At 64.8% G+C, this 26,767-nt stretch carries 23 protein-coding genes, 2 tRNA genes and 1 pseudogene; 21 read left to right on the top strand and 5 right to left on the bottom strand.

Features of this window, described 5'->3' with window-relative positions:
- Positions 1-157: 157 nt before the first annotated feature.
- Both IPP90_18295 and IPP90_18290 read left to right on the top strand, forming a co-directional pair.
- Positions 158-2,431 (top strand): TonB-dependent receptor, encoded by a 2,274-nt coding sequence (locus tag IPP90_18295; protein ID MBL0172618.1) that lies wholly within the window; start codon positions 158-160, stop codon positions 2,429-2,431.
- Positions 2,432-2,541: 110 nt separating this feature from the next.
- Positions 2,542-3,258 carry a hypothetical protein gene (locus tag IPP90_18290; GenBank protein MBL0172617.1) on the top strand — a complete coding sequence of 239 codons (717 nt, stop codon included), beginning with the start codon at positions 2,542-2,544 and terminating at the stop codon, positions 3,256-3,258.
- Positions 3,259-3,354: 96 nt separating this feature from the next.
- Here IPP90_18290 and IPP90_18285 read toward each other — a convergent pair whose 3' ends face one another.
- A complete protein-coding gene (locus IPP90_18285; protein ID MBL0172616.1) occupies positions 3,355-3,711 on the bottom strand; it encodes a hypothetical protein in 357 nt (118 codons plus the stop codon).
- Positions 3,711-6,200, bottom strand: coding sequence for a penicillin acylase family protein (locus IPP90_18280; protein MBL0172615.1), 2,490 nt, complete (start codon positions 6,198-6,200; stop codon positions 3,711-3,713). The genes IPP90_18285 and IPP90_18280 overlap by 1 nt, the downstream gene beginning before the upstream one ends.
- A 120-nt stretch (positions 6,201-6,320) precedes the next feature.
- On the opposite strand from IPP90_18280, the gene IPP90_18275 reads away from it, so the two are divergent.
- The 13 genes from IPP90_18275 to hflX all read left to right on the top strand — a co-directional run bounded on the left by IPP90_18275 (position 6,321) and on the right by hflX (position 19,212).
- On the top strand, positions 6,321-6,695 hold the full coding sequence (locus IPP90_18275) for a YraN family protein (protein MBL0172614.1): 375 nt from the start codon (positions 6,321-6,323) through the stop codon (positions 6,693-6,695).
- Positions 6,696-6,834: 139 nt separating this feature from the next.
- A complete protein-coding gene (recA, locus tag IPP90_18270) occupies positions 6,835-7,863 on the top strand; it encodes a recombinase RecA (GenBank protein MBL0172613.1) in 1,029 nt (342 codons plus the stop codon).
- Between the two features lie 217 nt (positions 7,864-8,080).
- A complete protein-coding gene (locus tag IPP90_18265) occupies positions 8,081-8,659 on the top strand; it encodes a RecX family transcriptional regulator (protein ID MBL0172612.1) in 579 nt (192 codons plus the stop codon).
- A 50-nt stretch (positions 8,660-8,709) separates the two neighbouring features.
- On the top strand, positions 8,710-11,496 hold the full coding sequence (gene alaS / locus IPP90_18260; protein MBL0172611.1) for an alanine--tRNA ligase: 2,787 nt from the start codon (positions 8,710-8,712) through the stop codon (positions 11,494-11,496).
- 5 nt (positions 11,497-11,501) lie between these two features.
- Complete coding sequence (locus IPP90_18255; GenBank protein MBL0172610.1) at positions 11,502-11,879, top strand: hypothetical protein; 378 nt, start codon at positions 11,502-11,504, stop codon at positions 11,877-11,879.
- A gap of 3 nt (positions 11,880-11,882) precedes the next feature.
- Positions 11,883-12,626: a hypothetical protein gene (locus IPP90_18250; protein MBL0172609.1), complete on the top strand. Its 744-nt coding sequence runs from the start codon at positions 11,883-11,885 to the stop codon at positions 12,624-12,626.
- 54 nt (positions 12,627-12,680) lie between these two features.
- Complete coding sequence (locus IPP90_18245; GenBank protein ID MBL0172608.1) at positions 12,681-13,259, top strand: SIS domain-containing protein; 579 nt, start codon at positions 12,681-12,683, stop codon at positions 13,257-13,259.
- 76 nt (positions 13,260-13,335) lie between these two features.
- Positions 13,336-14,091: an SDR family oxidoreductase gene (locus IPP90_18240; protein ID MBL0172607.1), complete on the top strand. Its 756-nt coding sequence runs from the start codon at positions 13,336-13,338 to the stop codon at positions 14,089-14,091.
- Between the two features lie 7 nt (positions 14,092-14,098).
- Positions 14,099-15,418: a tRNA cytidylyltransferase gene (locus IPP90_18235; GenBank protein MBL0172606.1), complete on the top strand. Its 1,320-nt coding sequence runs from the start codon at positions 14,099-14,101 to the stop codon at positions 15,416-15,418.
- Positions 15,419-15,428: 10 nt separating this feature from the next.
- Positions 15,429-15,956 carry a hypothetical protein gene (locus tag IPP90_18230; GenBank protein MBL0172605.1) on the top strand — a complete coding sequence of 176 codons (528 nt, stop codon included), beginning with the start codon at positions 15,429-15,431 and terminating at the stop codon, positions 15,954-15,956.
- The gene (locus IPP90_18225; GenBank protein ID MBL0172604.1) at positions 15,953-17,329 is read left to right on the top strand and encodes a replication-associated recombination protein A; all 1,377 of its coding nucleotides are present in this window, start codon (positions 15,953-15,955) and stop codon (positions 17,327-17,329) included. The genes IPP90_18230 and IPP90_18225 overlap by 4 nt, the downstream gene beginning before the upstream one ends.
- Positions 17,329-17,853 (top strand): LEA type 2 family protein, encoded by a 525-nt coding sequence (locus tag IPP90_18220; protein MBL0172603.1) that lies wholly within the window; start codon positions 17,329-17,331, stop codon positions 17,851-17,853. Before IPP90_18225 ends, IPP90_18220 begins: the two co-directional genes overlap by 1 nt.
- Before the next feature lie 99 nt (positions 17,854-17,952).
- Entirely contained in the window at positions 17,953-19,212 is a 1,260-nt protein-coding gene (hflX, locus tag IPP90_18215; GenBank protein MBL0172602.1) for a GTPase HflX, read from the top strand.
- A 70-nt stretch (positions 19,213-19,282) separates the two neighbouring features.
- Here hflX and IPP90_18210 read toward each other — a convergent pair.
- From IPP90_18210 to IPP90_18200, 3 genes are all read right to left on the bottom strand, one after another.
- A tRNA-Val gene (locus IPP90_18210) sits at positions 19,283-19,356 on the bottom strand.
- A 95-nt stretch (positions 19,357-19,451) separates the two neighbouring features.
- Positions 19,452-19,525, bottom strand: a tRNA-Ile gene (locus tag IPP90_18205).
- Between the two features lie 52 nt (positions 19,526-19,577).
- Positions 19,578-20,588, bottom strand: a complete 1,011-nt coding sequence (locus IPP90_18200; protein MBL0172601.1) for a D-glycero-beta-D-manno-heptose-7-phosphate kinase — start codon at positions 20,586-20,588, stop codon at positions 19,578-19,580.
- Between the two features lie 147 nt (positions 20,589-20,735).
- On the opposite strand from IPP90_18200, the gene IPP90_18195 reads away from it, so the two are divergent.
- From IPP90_18195 to hemW, 6 genes and pseudogenes are all read left to right on the top strand, one after another.
- Complete coding sequence (locus tag IPP90_18195) at positions 20,736-21,599, top strand: DMT family transporter (protein MBL0172600.1); 864 nt, start codon at positions 20,736-20,738, stop codon at positions 21,597-21,599.
- Between the two features lie 29 nt (positions 21,600-21,628).
- On the top strand, positions 21,629-22,726 hold the full coding sequence (locus IPP90_18190) for an asparaginase (GenBank protein ID MBL0172599.1): 1,098 nt from the start codon (positions 21,629-21,631) through the stop codon (positions 22,724-22,726).
- Between the two features lie 46 nt (positions 22,727-22,772).
- The gene (locus IPP90_18185) at positions 22,773-23,414 is read left to right on the top strand and encodes a carboxymuconolactone decarboxylase family protein (protein ID MBL0172598.1); all 642 of its coding nucleotides are present in this window, start codon (positions 22,773-22,775) and stop codon (positions 23,412-23,414) included.
- Positions 23,415-23,517: 103 nt separating this feature from the next.
- Positions 23,518-24,539, top strand: a pseudogene (obgE, locus tag IPP90_18180) (GTPase ObgE).
- 178 nt (positions 24,540-24,717) lie between these two features.
- Positions 24,718-25,611, top strand: coding sequence for a DNA-protecting protein DprA (gene dprA / locus IPP90_18175; protein ID MBL0172597.1), 894 nt, complete (start codon positions 24,718-24,720; stop codon positions 25,609-25,611).
- The gene (hemW, locus tag IPP90_18170; GenBank protein MBL0172596.1) at positions 25,608-26,762 is read left to right on the top strand and encodes a radical SAM family heme chaperone HemW; all 1,155 of its coding nucleotides are present in this window, start codon (positions 25,608-25,610) and stop codon (positions 26,760-26,762) included. The genes dprA and hemW overlap by 4 nt, the downstream gene beginning before the upstream one ends.
- Positions 26,763-26,767: the final 5 nt, after the last annotated feature.

Raw genomic sequence — 26,767 nt, 5'->3', positions numbered from 1 at the left:
GGCGGCATTGCGCAGTCGAACATTGTCGCCCGCGGATTCAACAACGCATTCAGCGGTTCCATGCTGATGCTGCAGGACTACCGGTTCGCCGGCGTGCCGTCCCCTTCGCGTCAATGTCCCGTTTTTGTTCACGGGCACCAACGAAGACATCGACCGCATGGAAGTGCTCCTTGGTCCGGCATCGGCCCTGTACGGACCGAACAGCTCGGCGGGCGTGTTGCATGTCATCACCAAGTCGCCGTTCAATTCGCAGGGCACCACGCTCAGCGTCGACGGCGGCGAGCGCTCGGTCATCCGCACGGGTGTGCGTCATGCCGGCAAGGTGAACGACAAGCTGGCGTACAAGATCTCGGGTGAGTACATGCAGGGCCGCGATTGGGAGTACAACGATCCATCAGAGCCCAAGACGTTTCCGACCAGCACCAGCGTTCCGGCGTCGCGGCGCGGTCAGGTCAACCAGCGCGATTTCGACCTCCAGCGGTTCACCAGCGAGGCGCGCGTTGATGTGCGTCCGCGCGAAGGCGTCGAAGCGATCACCACGGTGGGCTTTACCAAGATCGGCAGCGGGATGGAGCTGACGGGCGCGAATGGCACGTCGCAAATCAAGAACTGGACCTACACCAGTCTGCAGCAGCGATTCCGCTGGAACCGGTTCTTCGCGCAGGCGTTTGCCAACCTGAACAACGCCGGCAACGACACGTCGTCGTCGGACAAGGGCACGTACCTGTTGCGCTCCGGCCAACCCATCGTTGACAAGTCCCGTGTCTATGCGCTGCAGGCGCAGCATGGATTCGACGTGGGCACCAAGCAGAAGTTCACGTATGGCGTGGACTACATCAAGACCGATCCACGCAGCGGCGGCACCATCAACGGCGGCAACGAAGACGTCGATCAGATGTCGGAGTTCGGCTACTACGTGCAGTCGAGCACCAAGCCCATCAACAAGTTCGAGGTGCTGCTGGCCGCCCGTGTGGACCAGAACAACGTCGTCGAAGGCAACTTCTTCTCGCCGCGCGCGGCGTTGATCTTCAAGCCGACGGAAAATCAGAATATCCGCGCGACGTACAACCGCGCGTTCTCCACGCCGGCCAACTTCTCGTTCTTCCTCGATCTCATCAGCTCGCCGAACATCGGTGGTTCGGGCTTCGACCTGAAGGCCCGCGGCAATCCCCCCAAGAAGGGATTCCAGTTCAACCAGACCTGCAGCAGCAACAGCGCGTTTGGTGCGTACTGCATGAAGTCGCGGTTCACGGGCGCGGGCGGGTTTGTGGGGGCCAGTGCGGCCAGTGCATTCCCGGGATTGGTGCAGGGCAACGCGACCGCGCTCACGGCCGCCATTGCGGGCGCGCTGCAGTCCAACGGTGTGCCGGCGTCGTTCGCCACGCAGTTCGCCGCCAGTGCGATCAACTACCTGGGAACGCGGACACCGACCAACGCGGACATTGCCACCCGCGTGTCGTTCATCTCTTCGGCGACCACCCCGCTGACCACCAGTCAGGTGCCGGATATCGAACCGCTCTCGGCGTCGTACAATCAGACGTACGAGCTGGGGTACAAAGGCATTGTCAACGACAAGTTCCGGTATGACATCTCCTTCTGGGGACAGGATCGCGGCGACGTCGCCACCACGGCAGCCTTGGCCACGCCCAACGTCTGGTTTGGAAATCCGACGCAGTTGGGTGGTTATATCGGTGGACGCCTCGGTGAAAACCTCGGACCGAACTTGGCGGCGCTCGGATTGACATCGGCGCAGATCAACGCGCTGGTGGGCGGCATCGCCAATGCCCTCACCACAAGTCTCGCGCCGGCGCCACTCGGGGTTGTCACCTTCAACGATCCGAACACCTCGCCCACCGCCATCTACGCGACCTACCAGAAGGTCAACAAGAAGCTGTGGGTGAAGGGTGTCGACCTGGCGATGGATGTGGTTGCCACGGATCGCCTGACGTTTGATGCGGCGATCTCCTACCAGAACCAGAATGTCTGGAATGACATCGTTATCGGCGGCATCCCGTTCATGGCCAACTCGCCGCAGTCGCGTGGCTCACTTGGCGCGCGCTACCGCAACGAAGGCAACGGGGTGGGCTTCGAGCTTCGCTCTCGCTACAACGAGGCGTATCCGGTGAACTCGGGCGTCTACGCCACGAACACCGCATTTGCGCTGGCCGCGGGGCAGCCTGGCGCAGGCACGGTGGCCAATGGGACCACGGGGTACAACAAGTGCCCGGCGGCCGCGTCCACATTCTGTTACGAGAACGTGCCGGAGGCGTTCACGTTTGACGCGCAGTTCACCAAGCGCTTCGACATCGGGGCGCAGAAGTTGATGTGGTCGCTCAGCGCCACGAATCTGTTTGACAACCGTGTGCGCACTTTCCCGGGCGCGCCGGAGATCGGGCGGATGATCATGTCCCGCCTGCAGTATTCGTTCTGATCCGTTCCCCGCGCGCGGGACGGCGGGTGATGTGAGGTTCGGCGTGGTGTGATGCAGGCGATGGGGTGGTACGTCAGAGGACGTGCCACCCCGTCGTATTATGTTTCCTCATGATCCTCCTTGACCCGCTCGCACGGCCAGTCATCGGCCATCGTGGAAATCGGGCGCATGCGCCTGAGGATACGCTGCCGTCGCTCGGCGAAGCCGTCGCGCTGGGCGTCGATGCGCTGGAGTTCGATCTGCACGTGTCCAGCGATGGGCATTTGGTGGTCATTCACGACCCGACGCTTGAGCGCACCACCGATGAGACCGGACCGGTGGCGCAGCGCACCCTGTCCGACCTCCGTCGCATCGATGCGGGCTATCGTTTCACTCGCGATGGTGGGCGGTCATACCCCTTGCGTGGTCGGGGCGCCACGATTCCGTCATTCGATGACGTGGTCGAGTCACTCCCCCGGGAGCTGGCGCTCATTGTCGAATTGAAGACGCCGATGGCCGCAGAGCCCCTGCGTGCCGCCATCCGGCGACATGGGCTGGCGCACCGCGTGATCGTCGCCGGCTTCTCGGCGGAATCGGTGGCTCCGTTGCGCGGCGAGGGTTTCGCCATTGGGGCCAGCATGCTGAGGTGGCGCGCGCCATCCCGGGCGCACTGCTGGGACGGTCGCATACGCCGTCGTTCGACGCGCTGTGCATTCCCCCGTCACACAAGGGGATCCCGGTGCCCATCGGCGCACTGGTGCGTTCGTTGCGCGCGTCGCGCACCGTTACGCACGTGTGGACGATCAATGATCCGGCATACGCACTGCGCCTGTGGAAGAAGGGCGTGAACGGCATCATCAGCGATGATCCGTCGGCGATGCTGGCGGTGCGTTCAGCGAACGGAGCGTGACGCGCCGCCAGCATGCTCGCGTCACGCAGATCGCCTACGCGGCCGGCACCACCGGGTCGCGCACGCCAACAATGCCGATAACCAGCCGAGCGGCACTGGCGGCCAGCACCACGGCCAGCACTAGCGCCAGCGCTGCCACGGCCACTCCCGGCACCGGAAAGATCTGGCCCAGTTGATCGAGCAGTGTCGCGAACGATGGCTGCTGGAGCTTCAGTCGAAACAGCAGCACCAGCCAGGCGAGCATCGCCGCCGCCCCCGCCTCCCGTGTCACACGGGCGTCGCGAAGGGTGAGTGCATAGGCCGCGGCCAGCACGGGCACGGCGATCCACCCGGCAAACCAAGTGCCGGCGATCATCAACGGCGAGAGTACCAGCAGACCGAGATACCGCATCAGTGGGTGCCTCCACTCGGAGAGAGCACGAGGCGGGCGCGCTGCTGCGCGGCGGGCAATTGGTCCAAGGCGGTTGGAAGCCGCAGGGTGTCGAGGGTACCGTCACGCCACGACTTCAACCGATCATCGTAACGCGAGCTGAGTGGATTGCCGGATTGCCCACCGGGATATGTGGCCCACGCGCGTCGGGGTGAGGACAACTCTACCACCATGCGCCAACTTGGCCCGTGGCGACCATCGCCGGTTGAAGGCCAGATGGTGGCCGATCCGCCTTGCACGGGGATGTCGCGTCGCGAAAATGCCGGCAGTCGGAGCAGGTGATAGATGTTCGCAAATCGGACCTGATCCCATCGCCACCGATCATCAGTTGGTTGGCCTCGCCGGGCGATGACCGAATCGAGTGCCGTGGACATCACCGCTCGCAGCAGTACGTCGCGCCGCTCCACCACTGATGTGGCCTTGTCGTCCCACCAGGCGGAGGTCGAGTCGCGCAGCAACGTGGCCGTCATCATGTCGGTGGGACTGGGATTGTCCGTGCTGTCCGTTCGGAGCTCATCCCACAGTCGCAGCGACAACTGTCGCATCATTTCCTCAAACAGCACGGCCCGCCGATTGTCACGGGTATAGCGACGGTCCCATTCGGCCAGCAGGGTCGCCGCACGCGACGTGCCGGCGTCGCCGGAGGATGCACGCGCGGCGTTCAGGAATGCGGGCACGAACAGATCGGCGCGTGCGCTGCCCGGATCGCTCTGCAACTGTCGCATGGCGTCTGGTGTCACCGCCGAATCCGACCGCAGCCGCTTGTTGATTTGCATGGCGCGCCACGGACGTTCCCAATTCGCGCCGAAGTAGCGCGGTTGCACCCGCGGGTCGATGGGCTCCTGGTTGGCCGACGCGAGATAGCCCTGTGCGGGCCGAATCGACTGCGGATAGTCCTTCACCGGCCAGTAGCCCGTCCAGTCGTTCGCGCTGAGCCGACCGTCACGCAGCACATCGCCGCGTCCGTCAGTGGGCCGCAGCGGATAGCGACCCGTCGAGCGAATTCCAATCGTTCCCGCCGTGTCGGCGCTCAACATGTTCTGCGCCGGTGCCTCATACAGCGACGCCATGGCATCGAGCATCGCGTCGGACGTAGACGCGCGGGAGGCGGCATCAAAGCCTTCCAGCACGCGCATGGATTCCAGCACCGTCCAGCGCACGGAGATCCACTTCCCCCCCACTCGGCGCATGGGCCCGCGATGTGTGAAGCGGAGCGTGTCAGTGCCGATGACGCGACCACTCGGATCGCGATACGTCTCAACGCGCAATGTGAGCGAGCGCCAGTCGCCGTCAATCTGATATCGTGTGGGTGACTCGGCGACGTCGACGGTTTCGGCGTAATAGTCCATGACGTCGGCGCCCGTATTCGTGAACGTCCACGCGACCGCCGGCGTGAAGCCGATGATGATGCCCGGCGCGCCGGGAATGGTGACGCCATACACGTCCAGCGTGTCGCGCACCACAAGGTGGGACTCGTACCAGATGCTCGGCAGCGTCAATTCCAGATGCGGGTCGCCGGCCAGCAGCGCGTGGTGTGAGGCACTGCGGGCCGGCCCGACCGCCCAATTGTTGCTGCCGATTGCATCCTCGACGCGCAACGGTGCGTACGCCATGAGCCGCGCGAATGCGCGAGCAGGGGACGCGCGAAGCACGGACACCGCATTCGGATCCGGAGCGCTGGGCGCCGGGATGACCGTGGCATCGAAGCGGGGCGCATGGGCTCCGTTGGGTTGGATCGGTTCAACGATCGGCGAATGCGCCGGGAAAAGTGCGTCGGCAGCTGCGCGCCCCACGCGTGCGCTGGCTTCCAGATGGGTGAGCTCGTCGCTGGACGTGGCCAGGGTGGCGCCCATTCGATTGAGCAGGTGCAGGATGTCCACCACGTCCATGCGCTTCGGCGATCGGCCGAGGAGCTTGTATTCGATGGGATAATCGCGCTGCGCGAGCGTGGCGAGGTACGCGTTCACGCCGTCGACGTACGCCGTGGCCAACTTCCACGCGGAACCCGTGGTGTCGAATCGTGCCAGACGTTCTTCGGCTGAGGCGGGCATCCCGCTGGCGCGCGTGTCTCGGTCAGTCTCGAGCGCCCGGGCGCCGACCAGTTCGGTGAGTGTGCCGCCGCCCGCTCGCGCCGAAAGCTCCAGCTGAAACAGGCGGTCACGCGCCACCACGAAGCCCAGCGCGCGATAGGCGTCGCGCACGGAATTCGCAAAGATGTGTGGCACTGCGCGGTCATCATAGACGACGCGCGTTTCGGCACCAAGTCCGGGAACGGTTGCCGAGGCGTCGGCGGGGAGGTCGGCGGAAGAGGTCGCGCTCCATACGCCGTTGGCGGGATCAAGAAACGGCCCGAGTGCGGGTGCTGGCCCGACCGGACGAAACGACACGTAGCTCGTCGCGGCGAGGAGAAGGCCTGCCGCAATCGTACCGGGAAGCGATGGTCGTGGCATGAGCTGACGAGGGAAAGGAAATCGCCGCGGAATGCGCGGAAGATGGGCGTCGCGCATTGCGATGACCAGCGGTGCCGCAATTCGGTGAAGCAGATCGGCGGAACGTCGGTATCGTGGCGCATGACCAAACAACGACAGGCACTGGGTCTTCAGGGTGAGCGCGTGGCCGCGCGCTGGATGCGTCGAGATGGGTGGGTGGTGCTCGTCCATCGCTTCCGAAGTGGTCACCGCGACGTCGATCTCATCATGCGTCGGGGCGACGAAGTGGCTTTCGTCGAGGTCAAGGCACGCCAGGGAGCCGCATTCGGCTCCCCGGTGGAGGCGGTGCATCACCGAAAGCAGCGGGAGCTTGGGCGGTCAGCCAGGGTGTGGGTCGACCGATTCGGCGCCCCAGACCTTACCTACCGTTTTGACGTCGTGGGTGTCCTGATTTCGGGCAGTCAGGTCCGGGTTCGCCACATCCCAAACGCATTTCCACTAATTGGAACGCCATGAAATTCACAGTTGTCCACATCGATGCATCTTCGTACTTTATTCGGGTCTTGGTCCTGCGAGCGCTTCCGGTAGATTCTCGCGAGCCAGGGCATGGCAGCTTCACCTCTCACGACGGCGGTTTCCCATGGCAGGCTCAGTGATGACAGACGACAAGCGCAAGGCCCTGGCGCTCGCAGTCGCGCAGATCGAAAAGAGCTGCGGCAAGGGTTCGATCATGCGACTCGGCACCGATTCGAAAGTTCGCGTCGAATCGATTCCGACTGGTGCAATCAATCTCGATGCGGCGATCGGTGTCGGCGGCATTCCGCGCGGTCGCGTCACGGAGATCTACGGACCCGAGTCCAGCGGCAAGACAACGCTGTGCTTGCATGTGGTTGCGAATGCCCAGAAGCAGGGCGGGGTCGCGGCATACATCGACGCGGAGCACGCGCTGGACACCGAGTACTGCAAGAAGCTGGGCGTCGACGTCGAAAACCTGTTGATCTCGCAGCCTGACACCGGCGAGCAGGCGCTGGAGATCTGCGAGATTCTCGTCCGATCGGGCGCGGTGGATCTCATCGTCATCGACTCGGTGGCGGCGCTGGTGCCGAAAGCGGAAATCGAAGGCGATATGGGCGATTCGCACGTGGGCCTGCAGGCGCGCCTGATGAGTCAGGCGTTGCGCAAGCTCACGGGCGCGATTGCTCGCTCGAAGGTCTCGGTCATCTTCATCAATCAGTTGCGCGAAAAGATCGGTGTCATGTTCGGGAATCCCGAGACCACGACCGGCGGCAAGGCGCTCAAATTCTATGCGTCGGTGCGCCTGGACATTCGCCGCATCGGACCGGTCAAGGAAAAAGAAGAGGTCATCGGTTCGCACGTTCGCGTGAAGGTGGTCAAGAACAAGGTCGCGCCGCCGTTCAAGCAGGCCGAGTTCGACATCATGTACGCGGAAGGCATCAGCCATGCCTCGCTGCTCGTCGACATCGGTTCCGAGAGCGGAATCATCGACAAGGCGGGCGCGTGGTACAGCTACGGAACCCAGCGTATCGGCCAGGGCCGTGAGAACGCCAAAATGTTCCTGAAGGACAATCCGGCGCTCATGGCTGAAATCGAGGAAAAGGTGAAGGCGGTCCTCGGCATCAAGGTGGCGGAGACCGTTGCACCCGCTGAGGAGCCGGAGGAATAACGAGTCGCGCGACGATCATTATGCGCACTTGTGAGGGCCGAGGGGTCGCTCGCGGTGGGAAGTGGTGCCCGGATCACCACGGCTCATTGTGAGTAGCCCCTCGGCTCTTTTTCCGTCCGGGTCAGACCCGATTTCTGGCAATGGCTCGGCGGCGGTCGAACCCGTCACTGTTCGAGAACTGCGCGAGTCGCCACGTCGCGCCGGCCGCTATCTGGTCATGCTCTCGACCGGGCAGAAATGCGTCGTGGGCGTCGATGCACTGGCAGACTGCGGGGCGACCAGAGTCGGCGCTGTGCTGGACGCCCCTCGTCTGGAACGACTTCTCCAGGCCTCGGCCATTACCGCTCTGATTGACCGGGCACTCAATTCACTGGCCCGTGGTCGGCGGACTCGGCGGGAGCTTGAACTACGCCTGCGCCGGGTTGAGCCCGATAGTCGTCTGGTAACCGCTGCGCTCGATCGCCTTGAAGCGAGCGGGGTGCTCTCCGACCGCGATGTCGCACGCGCCGAGGCTGAGGCGAGGCTGCGGCGTGGCGAAGCCCCGGCCCGCATCCGACAGACGCTCCGTCGAAAGGGGGTGGATGCCCGGGGGACCGATAGGGCCATTGCCGACGCGATAGAACAGGATGGATTCGACGAGGTGGCGGCCTGCCGCGCGCAGGCGACGAGGCGATGGCGCTCGCTCAAACTGCTGGAGGGGGCGGTGGCCCGGCGGCGACTGACGGGGTTTCTCCAGCGTCGCGGCTTTTCGGGCACGGTCATCCGCACGATCCTGTCGGAGATGGAACGCGGCTGACGCCGCTCGACCGCGACGTAGCGTGCTGGCCTGCCTATATTTCCGCGCCTATGCTCGCGTCCGAAATTCGCACCCGATTCCTGGCCTTCTTCGAAAAGCATGGCCACGCCGTCCGCCCGAGTTCAACCCTCGTGCCGCAGGACGATCCCACTCTGCTGTTTGTGAACGCAGGGATGGTTCAGTTCAAAAAGGTCTTTCTGGGTATGGAGGAGCCACCCGACGGAAAGCGGCGGGCAACCACCTCCCAGAAGTGCGTGCGCGCCGGCGGCAAGCACAATGACCTTGAGCAGGTCGGCCACACCGCGCGGCACCACACGTTCTTCGAGATGCTCGGAAACTTCTCGTTCGGCGACTATTTCAAGCCGGACGCGATTCGTTTCGCCTGGGAGTTCGTGACCGAGGAGTTGAAGATTCCGCGCGAGCACCTTCGGGTGACGGTCTTCCATGAAGACGATGAGGCGCGACAACTCTGGAAGGACATTGCCGGCGTTCCGGACAGTCGCATTTACGGACTGGGTACGAAGGACAACTTCTGGCAGATGGCCGATACCGGACCGTGCGGACCATGCACCGAGATCTATGTGGATCTTGCGAAGATGGCGCCGGACTGGGCGTTTCCGAAGGATGCGTCCGGCGAGTGGACGCGCACGGACCTCGAGGACTACTCGCTCGACGCGTTCGTTGAGGGTGCGGAGGCCGGTCGTTTCCTCGAAATCTGGAACCTGGTGTTCATGCAGTTCGATCGGCAGACGGACGGCACGCTGGTGCCGCTGCCCAAGCCGTCGGTGGACACGGGTGCAGGACTGGAGCGCATCGCGGCCGTCCTGCAGGGCGTCACCAACAACTTCCACACCGATCTGTTTCGTCCGCTGATTGCCAAGGTCGAAGAGGTGGTTGGCATCAACTACCCCTATCGCCCGGGGGTGGGGCTGGGCACCGCGGTTGGCAAGGACGGTCGCGAGATTGACCCGGCGTCCTTCCGGGTGCTCGCCGATCATGCGCGCGCCGTGGCGTTTCTGCTTGCCGACGGCGTCTTCCCCAGCAACGACGGCCGTGGGTATGTGCTGCGTCGTATCCTGCGCCGCGCGGTGCGGCATGCGTGGTTGCTGGGGCGGCGAGAGCCGACGTTGGTGCATGTGGTCGACGTGTTGATTGACACCATGCGCGACATATTTCCCGAGTTGCAGCAGCGCCGGAAACACATCGTGGAAACGACCCGCGCGGAAGAGGAGCGTTTCCTGGCGACGATCGACGCCGGCATGCATCGCTTCGATGAACTCGCGCCCACGGGCTCGACGCAGGGATCGACCGCGCTGCGCGGCACGCTGTCCGGCGACGATGCGTTCCGCTTGTACGACACCTTTGGATTCCCGATTGACCTGACGGAACTGATGGCGCGCGAGCGCGGCTACCTGGTGGACATTGCCGGGTTTGAGCACTCGCTCGCGGCACAACGCAAGCAGTCGCAGGATGAGCGCAAAACCCGACAGTTGACGGTGAGTGCCGACGAGTTCGCGGATCCCACGCAGTGGACGCACGACGCGCAGCACGCGGCATCGCTGGGACGATTCGTCGGCTATGAGCAGATCGACGTTGACACGGTGGTTACCGCGGTTCAGACACTCGCCGATGGGCGCGTGGCGGTGATGCTGCGTGACTCGCCGTTCTATGCGGAGTCCGGTGGGCAAGTGTCGGATCGCGGCACAATCGCCGGCCCCGGCTGGAGTGTGGATGTGATCGACGTGAAGAAGTTCGACGGACGCATTGCCGCCATTGGCACGGCGACGGGCGAAATCACGTTTGGACCCGCAACGGCGCGGGTTCCGCGCGCGCGGCGGCATGATACGGAACGCCACCACACGGCCACGCACCTGCTGCACGCGGCGCTGCGTCATGCGTTGGGTGATCATGTGCATCAAGCGGGATCGCTCGTCGATCCCGATCGCCTGCGATTTGACTTCACGCACAGTGGTCCGCTGACGCCTGATCAGCTGGCGGCGGTTGAGGCCGAGGTCAATGCGGGCATCTGGAGCGCCGCCGCGGTGAACACCCGGGAGGAATCGTACGTGAACGCCGTGGCGAACGGCGCGATGGCGCTCTTCGGCGAGAAGTACGGCGACGTGGTTCGGGTCGTCGACATCCCCTCGTGGTCGACCGAACTGTGCGGTGGCACTCACGTGCGCAATACGGCTGAGATCGGGCTGCTGCGCATTGTCGCCGAAGTCGGTGTGGCGGCTGGCGTGCGCCGTATTGAAGCCGTGACCGGTCCGCGCGCGTTTCAGTTCCTCACCGACCGAGAGCGCGCCCTGTTGTTGGTCGCAAATCGATTGAAGGTCCCCATGGCGGGGACGACCAGTGGCGCAGACCAAATCGAGCGCAAGCTGGACGCCCTGATCGATGAACGGAAGATGCTGGAGAAGAAGCTCGGCGATGCGATGCGCAGCGGAGCGGAGGCCGGCGGGGGCGTGGCCCATCAGTTGGTCGCTACCGCCGTGGCCGTCAACGGCACCCGGGCAGTGGTTGCCCGCGTTGAAGTGGATGATGTGAAATCGCTTCAGGCGCTTGGTGACGCGGTGCGTGAAGCCTTGGGCAGTGGCGTTGCGCTGCTTGGCGCGGCGTTGGCTGATGGCAAAGGGGCCCTGCTGGCGGTGGCGACGGATGACGTACGCGAACGCGGACTACGCGCGGATGTCATTGTGCGTGACGTCGCGGCAACCGTCGGTGGACGTGGCGGCGGAAAGGCGCACATGGCGCAGGCGGGAATCGACGCGGCGCACATTGATGTGGCGCTGTCAGCCGGATTGGACGTCGTTTCGCGTCTGTCCGCCGGCGGCTGAGGTCCATGTCTGGGGACGCACGCCGTCTCGATGCGTCATCGCACGCCGAGCGCGGTGAGGCGACGGTCGGAACGTGGTTGGCCGCGTTGCAGCCGGCGCCGCCTCCGGCGCTGGTAGCCCGCCTGACCGAGTTGCTGATGCCATATCTGGATTGGCCGCAGTCACGGGTGTCTGACGCCTGCATGGCTGCCGGTGAGCAACGATTGTCGGCGCTGCTGCGGTCCGGTTCCACGGAGCGCGTGACCGCGTTGGACCTGTTGGCGGTTGATGCCTTGGTGACTTACGCGTTCGAAGTGGCAGCGGATACGCCGGACCAAATCGAGTCACGTGCGGCACGCGCCATGCAGCGGATCTCGGCCCTGCCGCACACGAGTGATGCGTAAGCCGTGATCGACATTCATTCGCATCTTTTGCCTGGGGTGGATGACGGTTCCCCGTCCATCGAGGTTTCCGTCCCCGTGCTCGAACAGTTCGCGGCCGATGGAGTGACGGTGCTGGTCTGCACTCCGCATCTGAATGCGTCGCAGGTTGCCACCGCTCCGTACGCGCGGCATCTGGAGATCCTGCACGCGCTGCGCGCGGTCGCTCCGCAGATTCCCGAGTTGCGTCTGGGTTGGGAGATCATGCTGGACGCGCCGGGGGCCGATCTCTCCAACATGGAATTGACACTGGGAGGATCGCGCGCGCTGCTGGTGGAATTCACTCGAGGAGGACTGCCTCGGGGCGCGACGGCCGAACTGCGTCGGATCGCTCGCAGCGGTCGTACGCCGGTCCTCGCACATCCCGAGCGTTACTTTGGGTGTACGCTGGACGCGGTGCGGGAATGGCGGTCGCTGGGGGTGGTGATTCAGACCGACGCCTCGGTGCTCATGGGACGGGGCGTGCCGGCAGATCTGGCCCGGGCGATGCTGGCTGATGGATTGATCGATATCCTCGCGTCGGACAACCACGGTGACCATCGCTCGCTCGGAACGGCCCGCGACTGGCTCATGGAGCGTGGCGGCGAGGAGCAGGTAGACCTGCTGACTCGCCACAACGCGGAATTGATTCTGGGTGACGACGATCCAATCCCCGTTCCGCCGCTGCGACCGGGGTTCCTGGGACGCATGAAGCGCCTGTTTGGTGGATAGCTGGCCTGCTGATTCTGTGAGCGCATCTCTATTTGCAACCACCTTGAGCTGCTGATGACAACCAATCCGTCCACGACCTCGCCAACTGCCGCCCTTCTTGAGTTGGCGGATACGGCCCAGCGTTCGGCGAGGGAGCTTGCCGGCGCGATCGACACGGCACTTGGGATGGTCAGAAAGACGGTACAGGGTGGTGGGACCCTCCTGTTCTGCGGCAATGGGGGCTCGGCGGCCGATGCGCAACACATGGCCACGGAGTACGTGGTGCGCTACATGCGAAACCGTCGGGCGTATCCGGCGATCGCCCTCACCACCGACACGTCACTTCTCACGGCGGTCGGTAACGATTTTGGATTTGATCACATTTTTTCTCGCCAGATCGAAGCGCTCGCCAAGCCGGGCGATCTGCTCATCATCCACTCGACCAGTGGAAACTCGCCGAATGTGCTGCGCGCCGCGGAAGCTGCTCGCGCCAAGGGCATACCGATTCTCGCCCTCTCAGCGCGGGATGGTGGTGCCCTGCGAGCCCTGGCGGATCATTCGATCGTCATACCAACTACTCGAACGGACAGGGCACAAGAACTGCATTTGTGCATTCAGCACGCAATCTGCGATGCGATCGAACAAACGCTGTGATGGTCTTGTCAGAAGCTGATTTGGGTACAGAGTTTAGCATGCACCTGGTCACGTACATTCTTAAGAGAGCGGCCTGATGATCTCGTTAAAAGGAAGACATGCGCTGGTTACCGGAGGGTCGCGGGGCATTGGCAAATCCACCGCGATCCTTCTGGCTCGTGCCGGTGCTGACGTCGGCATCGCCTATCGATCCCGAACGGATGAGGCCGAGCGCGTGGTAGGTGATTTGGAGTCACTTGGTGTTCGGGCATTCGCTTTTCAGGGAGACCTCTCGACTTCTCAAGCCAACGAGCGATTCGTCGACAGGGGGAATGCCGAGTTTGGTGGTCTCGACATCTATGTTGGTAATTCTGGCGTTTGGCCGCCCAATCCCGTGAATGTGGATACGTTGTCAGATGCACAGTGGCGTGATACGCTCGCGATCAATCTCGACGGGATGTTCTTTGGCGCGGGGGCCGTCTCCCGGGTCATGTCGTCCGGCGGTCGTTTGATCTTCGTGTCCAGCACGGCGGGGCAACGGGGTGAAGCCGGCCATGCCGATTATGCCGCCACCAAAGGCGCCATGATTTCCTTCGTGAAGTCCCTGGCGGTCGAGCTCGGCCCCCGCGACATCACCGTCAATTGCGTGGCGCCGGGTTGGGTTGACACCGAAGCAGTCGAGCGACCGTTCGCCAATGATGGGCGCGCGCGCATCGAGTCCGCCATTCCACTTGGACGCGTCGCGTCGCCGGCCGATATCGCCGGACCGATTCTCTTTCTGGCCAGCGCGTTGGCGCGCCATGTGACCGGAGAGGTGCTGAACGTCAATGGTGGAAGCGTCCTCTGCGGCTGATGGCCCAATGAGCGCGCGACACCCGGCAATCCGGCCGCCGGACGCCGTGTTGGACATTGTGCGCACGTTGCGACGGGCAGGGTTCGATGCGTGGTGCGTGGGCGGCGCCGTGCGAGACGCCCTGCTGGGTCACGCCCACCTCGATTGGGACCTTGCCACCTCGGCTACGCCACCGCAGGTCCGTCGCCTGTGCGAGCGCACGATTCCGGTGGGGATCGAGTTCGGCACGGTGGGTGTGCTGGATCGTGCCGGGCTGATGCACGAAGTGACCACCTTTCGTCGCGACGTGCAGCATGACGGGCGGCACGCGGTGGTGGAATTCGGTGCCTCGCTCGACGAGGACCTGGCGCGTCGCGATTTCACGATCAATGCCATCGCCTTTGATCCCATCGCCGGACGGTTGCACGATCCGTACAAGGGCCGTGACGATCTGGCGCTGGGCATCGTGCGCGCCGTGGGGGAACCCAATGCGCGGATGGCGGAGGATCGGTTGCGAGCCCTGCGCGCCATTCGGTTTGCCTCCCGATTTGATTTTGCGCTGGATGCGTCGACCTGGCACGCGATCGTCGACAGCGCGCCGTTTCTGTCGCGGCTGTCACCGGAGCGCGTGAAGCAGGAGATTGAGAAGACGATGGACCAGGTGCTGCGTCCGTCCACGGCCTTTCGCCGGTGGCGCGACTCGGGGGCATTCGCGGCCGTGGTGCCGGCATTGGCGACTGTGACGGAGCGCGTTCTCGACAGCCTCGACTGCCTGCCGATACCCGGTCCCTTTGCGCGACCGCAGCGTCGCGTACTGCGCATTGCGGCGCTGCTCAGCGATCTGGTACCGCCGTCTTCGGAGTTGGCGTTACGCGCGCTGCGATTCTCGAATCAGGATATCCAGTGGATCAGTGCGCTCGTGGCCAGATGGCATGCGGAAGGCGAGGCGCTCACCCGTGTACTCTGCAGCGCCGCCGGTGCGGATGCGCAGGCGGTGCGTCGCTTGGCGGCATCGGTCGGTCGATTGCGCACGGGGCCGTTTGTCCGCCTGGCGGCTGCGCGTTGGGGCGCCTCGCGTCTTGGCGGTGACGACGCATCGCTGGTCCCGCCGCCGGAGCGCGTGCGAGGGCTGTATCGACGTGCGCTGCGCTCGGCGTTCAATGATCCCATCGAAGTTGCGGATCTGGCCGTCGATGGCGATGATCTGCGACGGGCCGGGATCCGTCCAGGTCCGCAGATCGGCGCCACGCTGAATCGATTGCTTGAGGCCGTGCTCGCCGAACCCTCGCACAATTCACGCGAATGGCTGTTGGCGCACGTGGCGTCGCTGTCGTCCGCTCGGGACTGAGCCTATCACGGTGCCCGGCTTCACGCACGAATCCAGCGATGTGGCGGTTCGCTTTCATCGGGAAAGCGAGTGGTTCCTTTTCAGTCGGGTTGACGGCCTGTTCCTGTGGCGCATCCAGGCAAACAGCGAGCGGGCGGTGGAGCTGTTCCATCGTCTCGCCGCGCACCTCGACGTCGTGGTGGACGTCGCGATCGAGCATCCGCGGGATGGCACGGCGTGGAACGGCGCCCTGCGTGCGCTGCAGGACGTGCGTGAAGCAATTGGCCGGGCGCGATGGCCGCTGGCGTCATACGGAGGGGTCGAATTCACCCTGATCACCCCAGACGACCAGCTTTCGCTGATGCCCTCGCTCGAACTGGTCATCTATTCGCGGCGGGATGCTTGGCACGCGCGATTGGAGGCCGAAGGTGTGCGTCAGCGCGCCACACCGCCGACGGCACAGTGGCGATCGGGCGATGTGCCGTGGGCACCGGCCCCGGAACTCACGGCAGCGCTTGCGGTCCTGACGAGTAGACTCGCGCTGGAACCGGGCACATGAGCCGGGGATCGTCACGGGCCGGTGATCGGGCGTCGCACGGATCGTCGCTGTTCGCGTCGCGTGTCGCGGAACCGTTGGCGTCGCGCTTTCGACCGCGTACACTCGACGAATACATCGGCCAGCACCACCTGCTCGGACCGGGGATGCCGCTCCGCGAGAGTCTTTCACGCGGCATTGTGGATTCAATGGTGTTCTGGGGGCCGCCGGGCGTCGGCAAGACCACGTTGGCGCGACTGCTTGCGCAGTCGGCCGATGCCACCTTCGTCGCGTTCAGCGCGGTCAGTGATGGCGTTGCGCGCGTTCGCGAAGTGGTCGCCGCGGCGGAGGATCGACGCGATACGGGGCGCGGCACGATCCTCTTTGTCGATGAGATCCATCGATTCAATCGGGCGCAGCAGGACGCATTCTTGCCACACGTGGAGGCCGGAACCGTCGTGCTCATCGGCGCGACCACCGAGAATCCGTCGTTTGCGCTGACAGGGGCCTTGTTGTCCCGCGTGCGCGTTCTGGTCTTGCAGCCGATTGCCGTGGAGGAACTGCAGTCGCTGATTGACCGGGCGCTGCGGGATTCCGAACGTGGATTGGGCGCACGCCGCATCACGATCGCGACGGACGCGCGCACCGTGCTGGCCGACCAGGCGGATGGTGACGCGCGTCGAACACTGGGGCTGCTGGAAGCCGCCGCAGCTCTGATCGACGATGGAGCGGAAATTCAGCGGACGCACGTTGAAGCGGCCGTGCAGCGTCGCGTGCCCCACTACGACAAGACGGGCGAAGGGCACTTCAATCTGATCTCCGCGCTGCACAAGGCGCTGCGTGGCAGTGACCCGCAGGGGGCATTGTACTGGCTGGCCCGAATGATCGAAGGGGGCGAAGATCCGAGATACATCGCACGGCGGATGGTGCGCATGGCCAGCGAAGACATTGGCTTGGCGGATCCGCAGGCACTGGCCGTGGCGATGACGGCCGCGCAGGCGTTTGAGCGGCTTGGTTCGCCGGAAGGTGATCTCGCGTTGGCCGAGGCGGCCGTGTACCTCGCGACGGCTCCCAAGTCGGCTCGCGTCTATGACGCGTGGTCGGCCGCGTTGGACGCTGCGCGCGCCACACCGGCCTTGCCAGTCCCCATGCACCTGCGGAATGCCCCGACGGGTCTCATGAAGGAACTCGGCTATGGGGCAGGGTACCAGTACGCGCATAGTGTTCCGGACGCCTACATCCCGCAGTCGTATCTTCCGGAGCAACTGGAAGGCACCAGGTTCTACGAGCCGGGGCCCTTCGGTTTTGAGCGTGACATTGCCAGACGATTGGCCTGGTGGGCGGAGCGACGAACGCGGTCCGCCGATGACGAACCTGTTGCCGGAGATACACCGTGATGCGCACTGTGTTGAGTGAAACGATGTCTCGCCGACGGGCCGCTCGCGTGCGGCGTGGGTGGTTGGCGGCCGGAGCGATACTCGCGAGTGTGGCGGCATCCGGTTGCTCTTCGCTCGGGCGCGCCGCGTTCAAGGAACCCGTGGTCACCCTGAAAGAATTTGTCATTACGGGACTCGGTCTCACGGGCGGCAGCGTGGATGTCGTGCTGTCGGTGTACAATCCGAACAGCTACAAACTCGACGCCCTGTCAATGACCTATCGCGTGGATGTTGATAGCATCAAGCTGGGCGACGGGCTGCTGGACAGTCGGTTTGTCGTCCCCAAGGGCGATTCATCCATCGTGCGCCTGCCCGTGAAGTTCACCTATGCCGGATTGGGTGCCGCCGGACGTTCGTTGATCACCGCCGGTACGATCAACTACCGCGTGCGCGGCGATTTCGCCGTGGCGACGCCACTGGGTAACTTCACGCGTCCTTACGACCGCACCGGTCGATATTCGTCAATGGCCGGAAACGGCCGATAGCGTCCGCCGTCGCCCAGCGGTCCTTCTGTCTTCACGCACCGGAATCGTCCTATCAGTCGCGAGCCTATTTCCCTGACGCAGTCCGTTGAGCGCGCCGTGTTGGTCAGCGCGCCCTCGAAGCGGAGTTTTGCGCGTCAACACGCGGACGAGCATCTGGAGGAATTGGCGCGTCTCGCGGACACGGCGGGCGCCGTGGTCGTTGGCACGCTGACGCAATTGCTCGATCGTCCGCACCCCGCGACCTATCTGGGCAGCGGCAAAGTCGAAGAGCTCAAGGCCCTCATTCAGTCGTTGGACGCGACGCTGGTCCTCTTCGACGATGAGCTGACGCCGGCCCAGGGCAAGAACATCGAGGAGATTGTCGGCACGCGCGTGATGGATCGCGCCGAGTTGATTCTCGACATCTTTGCCACGCGCGCCCGGTCCAGCGAAGCCCGCATGCAGGTCGAACTGGCGCAGCTGGAATACCTGCTGCCGCGATTGACCCGCATGTGGACGCACTTGGAGAAGATGCGCGGCGGTATCGGCATGCGGGGGCCAGGCGAAACACAGCTCGAGACCGATCGACGACTCATCCAGGCGCGTATTCGCATTCTCAAGGAGCGTCTCGCCGACGTCGAGCGTGCGCGGGAGATCCAGCGTCAGGGTCGGAAATCGCATTTCCGCGTGGCGTTGGTTGGGTATACCAACGCGGGCAAGTCGTCGGTCTTGCGGGCGATGGCGAACGACGCCGAGGTGTTTGTCGAAGACCGGTTGTTTGCGACACTCGATCCGCTCACGCGCGAGGTGGATATCGGTGAGGGCTACACCGCGCTGCTCACCGACACCGTCGGATTCATCCGCAAACTGCCACACCATCTTGTGGCGTCATTTCGAGCGACACTGGCGGAGGCCCGTGAAGCGGACCTTCTGTTGCACGTCATCGATGCCAGCCATCCGGCGTGGGAGGAGCATCGCGATGTCGTCGATGGCGTACTCGCCGAGCTCGGCCTGTCCGAGCGTCCGATGCGGTATCTGATGAACAAGATGGACGCCATCCCAGCGGAGCACTTGAGTTCGGTGCGCGACCGTGTCGGCAATCTCTCGCCGGACTCGTTGTTCGTCTCGGCCTTGGCGCCGGGTGGTCTCGATCCGTTGCGGGCACTGCTGCGCGACGCGATGCGGAAGCAGCGCCCGATCCTGGAGATCAGGATTCCGATGGCGGACGGCCGTTTGCTGGCGGAAGTGCATCGGGAGGGCGAAGTCCTTGAGCAGCGCACCGACAACGACACGTTGGTGGTGCGGGCTCGGCTCGATGAGCGGACGATTGGTCGGCTGCGGCACGCCGGGGCTCGTATCACGGTGACTGCAGCCGCCTGAGGCTTTCCCCTGAAATGCCAGACGGGGCCGGTGATCTGGTGATCACCGGCCCCGTCTGCGCATGGGAAAGTGGGCGCGCAGGGACTCGAACCCCGGACCTCTGCTGTGTGAAAGCAGCGCTCTAACCAGCTGAGCTACGCGCCCGTTGCCACACGACCCTTGGGTCATCGGCAGCGGATGGTAACACTAACGGCCCCGGCCAGACGACGGAACCCCCTTGCGATCGGCCGCATCGTCAATGGTCCGGGTGGGACTCGAACCCACGACCGAGCGATTATGAGTCGCCTGCTCTAACCGGCTGAGCTACCGGACCGAATACCACTCCGCTGTGGATGTGGTGAACCTCTTACAATCTGAACGACCGCTCAGCCTTCCGCGAGGTGGCGATCGTAGGCCTCCAGTACTTCGTCCGCGGAGACGGTGGCGGCACCGAGTTTCCCCACTTCGACCCCTGCGGCATAGTTCGCCACGATGGCCGCTTCAACGGCCGTTGCGCCCGCCGCGAGCATCGTGGCGAGATAGGCCGTCACCGTGTCGCCAGCACCCACGACATCGTACACCTCGCGCGCGGTGGTCGGCACGCGGTGCACGACACCATCAGCGGATATGAGTGCCATCCCGCGCTCGCCCAGCGTCAACAGCAGGTGTTGGACACCGAGTTGCGCGAAGGTATTTGGCAAGGCTTCGGGATGTTCCAGGTCGACCGTGGCCCCCAGCGCGCTCTCGAGTTCGCGGCGATTCGGCTTGAACACAGTGGCGCCGCGATACGCGAAGAAGTTGCGAAACTTCGGGTCGACAACGATTGGCAGGCCGCGCGCCGCCGCGAGTCGGATGGCGCCTTCGATGACGGCGGGTACGAGCACGCCTTTGTTGTAGTCCTCGAACACCAGGGCGGTGGCATCCGGCAACGCATGAGCGATGGCGCTCAGCACGCGCTCGACGTCATGCGCCGACAGGTCCGCGTCTTCTTCCTCGTCGAATCGCACCAGTTGCTGCGATCGCGCCATCACGCGGGTCTTGGTTGTTGTCGGTCGCGCCACGGTGACCAATGAGCGCGAGGCCATGCGCCCGTCGTCGAGACGGGCGCGCAGGGTATTCCCCGCGGCATCATCACCGATGACGGCGACCAGATCGCACCCCGCGCCCAACGCCGAGACATTCTGCGCCACATTCGCCGCGCCGCCGAGGGCAAGACGACGCTCGCGCACGCGCACGACGGGCACCGGCGCCTCGGGGGAGATGCGATCCACATCGCCGCGCAAATACACGTCCAGCATGGCGTCACCGATGATCATCACATGCTGACGGGGCGCCGCCTGTAGCAGGGCCGCCAGGCGGTCTCTCGCGATCGTCGGTGGCGCGGCAGTCGTTGGCATGGAATGGCAACATAAGGTCTGGCGCGTGGCTTGGGCAGCAGCAGGCGTGGCCGACGCACGTTACCTTGCCTCGCCGTGACGTTGCCCCCAGAGACTCCTCATCCCGTCGCATCGGCACCGCGACCCCCGGAACGGTCACCCTGGCTGGTGCTGGGTTTTTCTGTGCTCGGCATTTCGCTGGCGGCACCACTGATTCGCCTGTCCGGCGCGTCGGCGCTGGTGATCGCCGCCTGGCGACTGGGATTTTCGCTCATCCTCGTTGCGATCGCGCTGCTGGTCAGCGGCGACTGGCGCGCCTGGCGGGTACTCTCCCGTCGTGACGGTGCAATGGCCTGTGGTGCCGGCGTCCTGCTGGCGTTGCATTTCTGGAGCTGGAACGCGTCGATCGGATACACCACGGTCGCGGCGTCGGTCTCATTGGTCAACACCCAACCGGTCATCATCGCGCTGATCAGCGCGCGATGGCTGGGCGAACGGGCCACGCGCGCGCAATGGATCGGGATCATCATTGCCGTGTTCGGCGCGCTGGTGGTGGGCCTGGCCGATTTCTCCGAAGGCACGGGCGGTGCGCTGGCCAGCCGAGCTCTCATTGGGGATCTGCTGGCATGCGTTGGCGCGGTGACGGCGGCGTTGTACTACCTCATTGGCCGACGCATCCGGAAGACGCTGGCGCTGTGGCCGTACGTCGGGCTGGTGTATGGCGCCGCGTTCGCGGTGTGCGTCGCGCTCGCGGTCCTGACGGGCGAGCATATCGCGCCCCAGCCGGGACGCGAGATCGCCATCTTTGCCGGTCTCGCGATCGGGCCGATGTTGCTCGGTCATACCGGCATGAACTGGGCGCTTGGTCATCTGCCGGCGTACGTGGTGAACCTCACGACGCTGGGCGAGCCCATTGGCGCGACGTTGCTGGCTGCGCTGCTGCCCGGTATCGCCGAAATTCCCGGTCCCGGGACGCTGGTGGGTGGCGCGCTGGTCCTCGGTGGAATCCTCCTGACGGCCCCACGGACCTAGGTCCCCCGACACCTCGTTATGTTTCGCGGGTGTTGTTCTCTGCCGCTTCCGCTTCGCAGGTGCCTTCGGCCACGGTCGACTGCGGCCCGTCCGACGTGACCACGATGCTCGACGTGATCGTCACGCGGGGGGATCTGGTTGAGTCACGACATCGCGTCCACGCGGCCGTGGTCGACTGGAAGGGGCAACTGCGCATGGCCGCCCGCAATCCGCAGCTGACGACGTGGTGGCGCTCGTGTGCCAAGCCGTTCCAGGTCATGCCCATGCTCGACAACGGACAGTTTCGCGCGCTCGGATGGGGCCCTGACGAATTGGCGCTGGCGTGTGCTTCGCATGGCGGCGAACCGGAACATGTGGCGCTGGCCGGCGCGATGCTTTCCGCGATCGGCCTCGAGGAGGGCGATCTGGCCTGCGGTCCGCATGAACCACTGTCGTCCCGCGGCGCGCGGATCTTGCGTGAGAGTGGTCATCGCGTGACGCGACTGCACAACAACTGTTCCGGAAAGCATACGGCGATGCTGGCGCGGGCGGTGCTGGAGCACTGGCCCACCGTTGGGTACGAGCGCCATACCCATCCGGTCCAACAGGCGGCCCGCGATGCGGTCAGCACGTGGACGGGCGTCGCGCCAGACGCGATCCCGGTGGCCGTCGACGGCTGCGGGGTCACGGTGTTTGCGTTGCCGCTGGCCAACATGGCGCTGTCGTATGCGCGACTCGGCCATGCCGCGCGCCGTGGTGACGCGGCGCCCGCGCAAATCGTGGCCGCGATGACAGGTCAGCCGTTCCTCGTCGGAGGCACCGATCGATTCGACACGTTGCTGATGGAAGCGTGCGGTGGCCGCGTGTTGTGCAAGATTGGCGCGGAAGGCGTGCACACGCTGGCGCTGCTGGAACAGGGAATCGGGATGGCCGTGAAGGTGGAAGACGGAGCACATCGGGCGCAGTATCCGGCAGTCCTGGCCCTGTTGGCCGCACTTGGCGAACTCCCCGACCCGCTCCCCGACGCATTGCGGGACCTGACCGGTCGGCAGGTACGCAATACGCGCGGCGAAGTTGTGGGTGAGATCCGCGTGAGTGCGATTGGGGTGGGGCATCTCGTGGTGAGCGCCGGGGACGCCTCGACGTGAGCGCGGCCGCACGCGGGGTTCGCATGATGACCGACAGGCCAAAACGATGACGCACGCGAACGAGGACGGCGTTATCCTGCGGGAGCTGGATGGTGAGACGGCGATGCTGGTTCGCACGGGTGCGCTGATTTCCGGTGGCGATGAGGTGGCCATGCGCAATGCGCTGGTGGCCGCCAACGGCGTGGTTCGTCCGGAGTGGATCGAGGAGCTGCTTCTGCAGACGTACCTGTTCGCTGGCTTCCCGCGGGCTCTCAATGCGACCCGCGAGTGGCGTCGGATCTCGGGGCGTGCGGCGCCGGATGCCGATGAAGGCACACAGTACGACGAAAGGGCATGGACGGCGCGGGGTGAGGTCACCTGCGCCGTGGTATACGGTCCGTCATACCAGCGGTTGCGGAGCAACATCCGCGATCTGCATCCGGCACTGGATGCGTGGATGATTGTTGAGGGGTACGGCAAGGTGTTGGGTCGACCGCAACTCGACCTGGCGCGTCGCGAGTTGTGCGTGGTGGCGGCCTGCGCGGTGGCGCGCCAGGATCGTCAGCTGCATTCGCACTTGCATGGTGCGCTGTACGCGGGCGCCTCGGTGGCGGTCGTGTCTGCGGCATTGGCGACCATTGCCGATGTGCTGGCACCGGACGATGCCCGTCGCTACGCGGCTTTGTGGTCCCGCGTCCAGGGCAAGTAGTGGCAACAACCGCGCACGGCGCGTCGCATCATCGGCAGGTCATTCAGCAGGTCATCCGGCAGGTCATTGCGGCTTGCGCCGCTTCTTCGTCGTCAGGTCGCACATGTTTGTAGATCGCGTCATCGTCAATGTCGAAGCCGGTACCGGCGGATCGGGGAACTCCTCGTTCCGTCGCGAAAAGTTCGTGGCCATGGAGGGCCCGACGGAGGAGATGGCGGTCGTGGCGGTGACGTGTTTGTCCGTGCCGATCGCAATCTCACGACGCTGCTCGACTACACGTATCGGGATATCTGGAAGGCCGAACGCGGCCAGCATGGGGAGGGCGGGAATCGCACCGGTCGTTCAGGTGAGGACATTGTGCTTCCCGTGCCGGCAGGCACCATCATCCGCGACGCGGAGACCAACGAGCTGCTTGGCGAAGTGATGGCAGAGGGTGACTCGATTCTGGTGGCGAAAGGTGGACGGGGGGGCAAAGGCAATGCGTTCTTCGTGACCGCAACACATCAGGCGCCGCGGGAATGGCAGCCAGGGGAGGAAGGGCGCACTCGACGGTTGGAGTTGGAGCTCAAACTGATCGCGGACGTCGGACTCGTCGGCCAGCCCAACGCGGGAAAGAGCACGCTGCTGTCCGTGATCTCCGCCGCTCGGCCCAAGATTGCCGCCTATCCCTTTACGACCCTGTCGCCCAACCTTGGTGTTGTTCCGCTCAGCGATCATCGTTCGTTCGTGGTGGCGGATATTCCCGGCATCATCGAAGGCGCACACGAAGGCAAAGGGCTGGGTTTGCAGTTCCTGCGCCATATCGAACGCACACGCCTCCTGGCGTTCGTGATTCCGATCGACGCGACGGATTGGCAAGCGGAGTTCGATCAACTGCGCACGGAGATCTCGTCGTACTCGAAGGAGCTTGCCGCGAAGCCCTTCTGTGTGGTGTTCTCCAAGCTCGACTTGCTGGGCGAATCGTACGTGCCGGAAATTGAGGCGACCGGTGCCTTCGGCATGTTTGCCATCAGTGCGCCCGGACGCATGGGACTCGACGGGCTGCTCGACGCCTGGTGGCGCGAGCTGCTGGCCATGCGGGCGGCGTCGGAGAAGGCCGAGCGGGATGCGCGTCACGTTCCCTGAGTGCGATACCGTCCGCGATGTCATCGCGGCGCGTGCGTTGCCAGGGGTGGGCGACGTCGGCGTGGTGCAGCGAATCACGCAGCTTGGCTCGGCGCGCGCCGTGCTGTCGGCCATGCCGGTGGGTGCCCGCGACAAGGCGTACCGCGCTGCCGATGGCATTCTCGAATCAACGCGCGCGATGGCGGCGTTTGCACTCGCGCGAACCGATGCGGTGTATCCGCCCCGTTTGACCGAGCTGCATGACGCGCCGGCCGTGCTCTTCGGGAAGGGGGCCATGGTCACGGCAGACGGCCCCGCGGTGGCCATCGTCGGGACGCGCGCCGCCTCCGGCTATGGTCTGCGGGTGGCCCGGGCCATTGCCGCGACGTGCGCGCGCGCCGGCGTGGCAGTGGTGAGCGGACTGGCACAGGGGATCGACGGCGCGGCCCATGAGGCGGCGTTGGCGTCGGGCGGACGGACCGTCGCCGTCCTTGGGACGGGATTGGATATCGCCTTTCCGCGTCGTCATCGCGCGTTGCAGGAGCGGATAGCCGACGACGGACTGCTGCTGTCCGAACTGCCACCCGGCGCGCCGGGACACGGCGGCACCTTCCCACGGCGCAATCGCATCATTGCGGCGCTGGCGGACATCACGGTGGTTGTGGAGGCCGGCGAGGGCAGCGGCGCGTTGATCACCGCAGACTATGCGCATGCGCTGGATCGGCGTATCGCGTGTGTGCCGAATGCCATCGACGTGCCGTCATCCCGCGGCAGCAACGCGTTGCTCAAAGCGTATGCGGAGCCGATTCTTTCACCAGATGATGTGCTGTCCATGCTGTCGCTGAAAGCGGAACCCACTCCCGCGCCGTTGCTTGATGGCGATGCGGCCGCGTGCTGGGACGCGTTGCTGCGTGGCGCCACCGATCTGGCTTCGATGGCGCGCGACGCGACGCTCTCAACGCGTGCGGCAGCCAGTGCGCTGACGGCGCTCGAGCTGGAAGGGCTCGTGCACGTGGAACCGACCGGACGGATTCGCTCCGTGATCATCAACGAGGGCGCGTCGCGGCGCGTCGGCGAGTCGCGTCCTTCGTGAACCATCCCGGACAGGACGGTCCGGCGTATCGACACCTCTACGTGCATGTGCCGTTCTGCGCCCGTCGCTGCAGCTATTGCGACTTCTCCATCGCGGTGCGGCGTCAGGTGCCGGTGGACGCGTTCGTGCGCGCCGTCGAAAAGGAGTTGACCGTCCGACGCCAGCGACAGGCGACCGAGGCACTCGAAACACTCTATTTCGGGGGCGGCACGCCGTCATTACTTGGCGTTGAGGGTATCCGTCGGCTCCTGGACGTGATTCGGCGCGACCGGCCGCTTGCGATCAACGCCGAGATTACGCTTGAAGCGAATCCCGAGGATATCACCGCCAGTGCGGTGCGCGGGTGGCGTGACGCCGGCATCACGCGACTATCCATCGGGGTGCAGAGTTTCGATGACGCGGTACTGCGGTGGATGCATCGTGTTCATGACGCGGCGTCTGCGGAACGCGCCGTGCGCACGGCGCGTGATGGCGGACTGGGCGCGTTCTCGTTGGATCTCATCTTTGCCGTCCCCGATGTGCTGGCGCGCGATTGGACCCGCGATCTGGACATGGCCACGTCTCTCAACCCCGACCATATCTCGCTGTATGGCCTGACCGTCGAACCGCATACGCCCTTGGGGCGGCGCCGCGCCCGGGGCATGGTCGTCGAAACAACCGAGGAACGTTACGAGGCGGAGTTTCTCGAAGCGCATCGTCGTCTCTCGACGTCGGGATTCGAGCACTATGAGGTGTCCAACTTCGCCCGCGCGGGACGTCGCGCCATCCACAACAGCGCCTATTGGTCTGGTGCCGCGTATCTGGGGGTTGGTCCCAGTGCGCATGGATTCACCGGTGCCGAACGCCGATGGAATATTGCCGCCTATGCCGCGTGGCAGGCCGCGCTGGACGCCGGACAGGACCCGATAGAAGGCCGCGAAGTGCTGACAGCGGAAAACCGCGACGCCGAGCGCGCCTACTTGGGACTGCGCACGTCGGACGGCATGGAACTATCCCCGGGCGAATCGGCAATCGTGGCACCGTGGGTGGAAGCCGGATGGCTTGAGTGGGTCGAAATGGCCGGCAAACGGCGGGCCCGGTGCACCCCGGAAGGGTGGCTTCGACTGGATCGGCTGGCCGCCGACTTGACAGCGCTCCCAAGTCATTCGTAGCGTTC

Source organism: Gemmatimonadaceae bacterium (assembly GCA_016720905.1).
Classification (GTDB): domain Bacteria; phylum Gemmatimonadota; class Gemmatimonadetes; order Gemmatimonadales; family Gemmatimonadaceae; genus Gemmatimonas.
The sequence above is the reverse complement of the archived record's forward strand: the minus strand, read 5'-3'. Positions and strand labels throughout refer to the sequence as shown.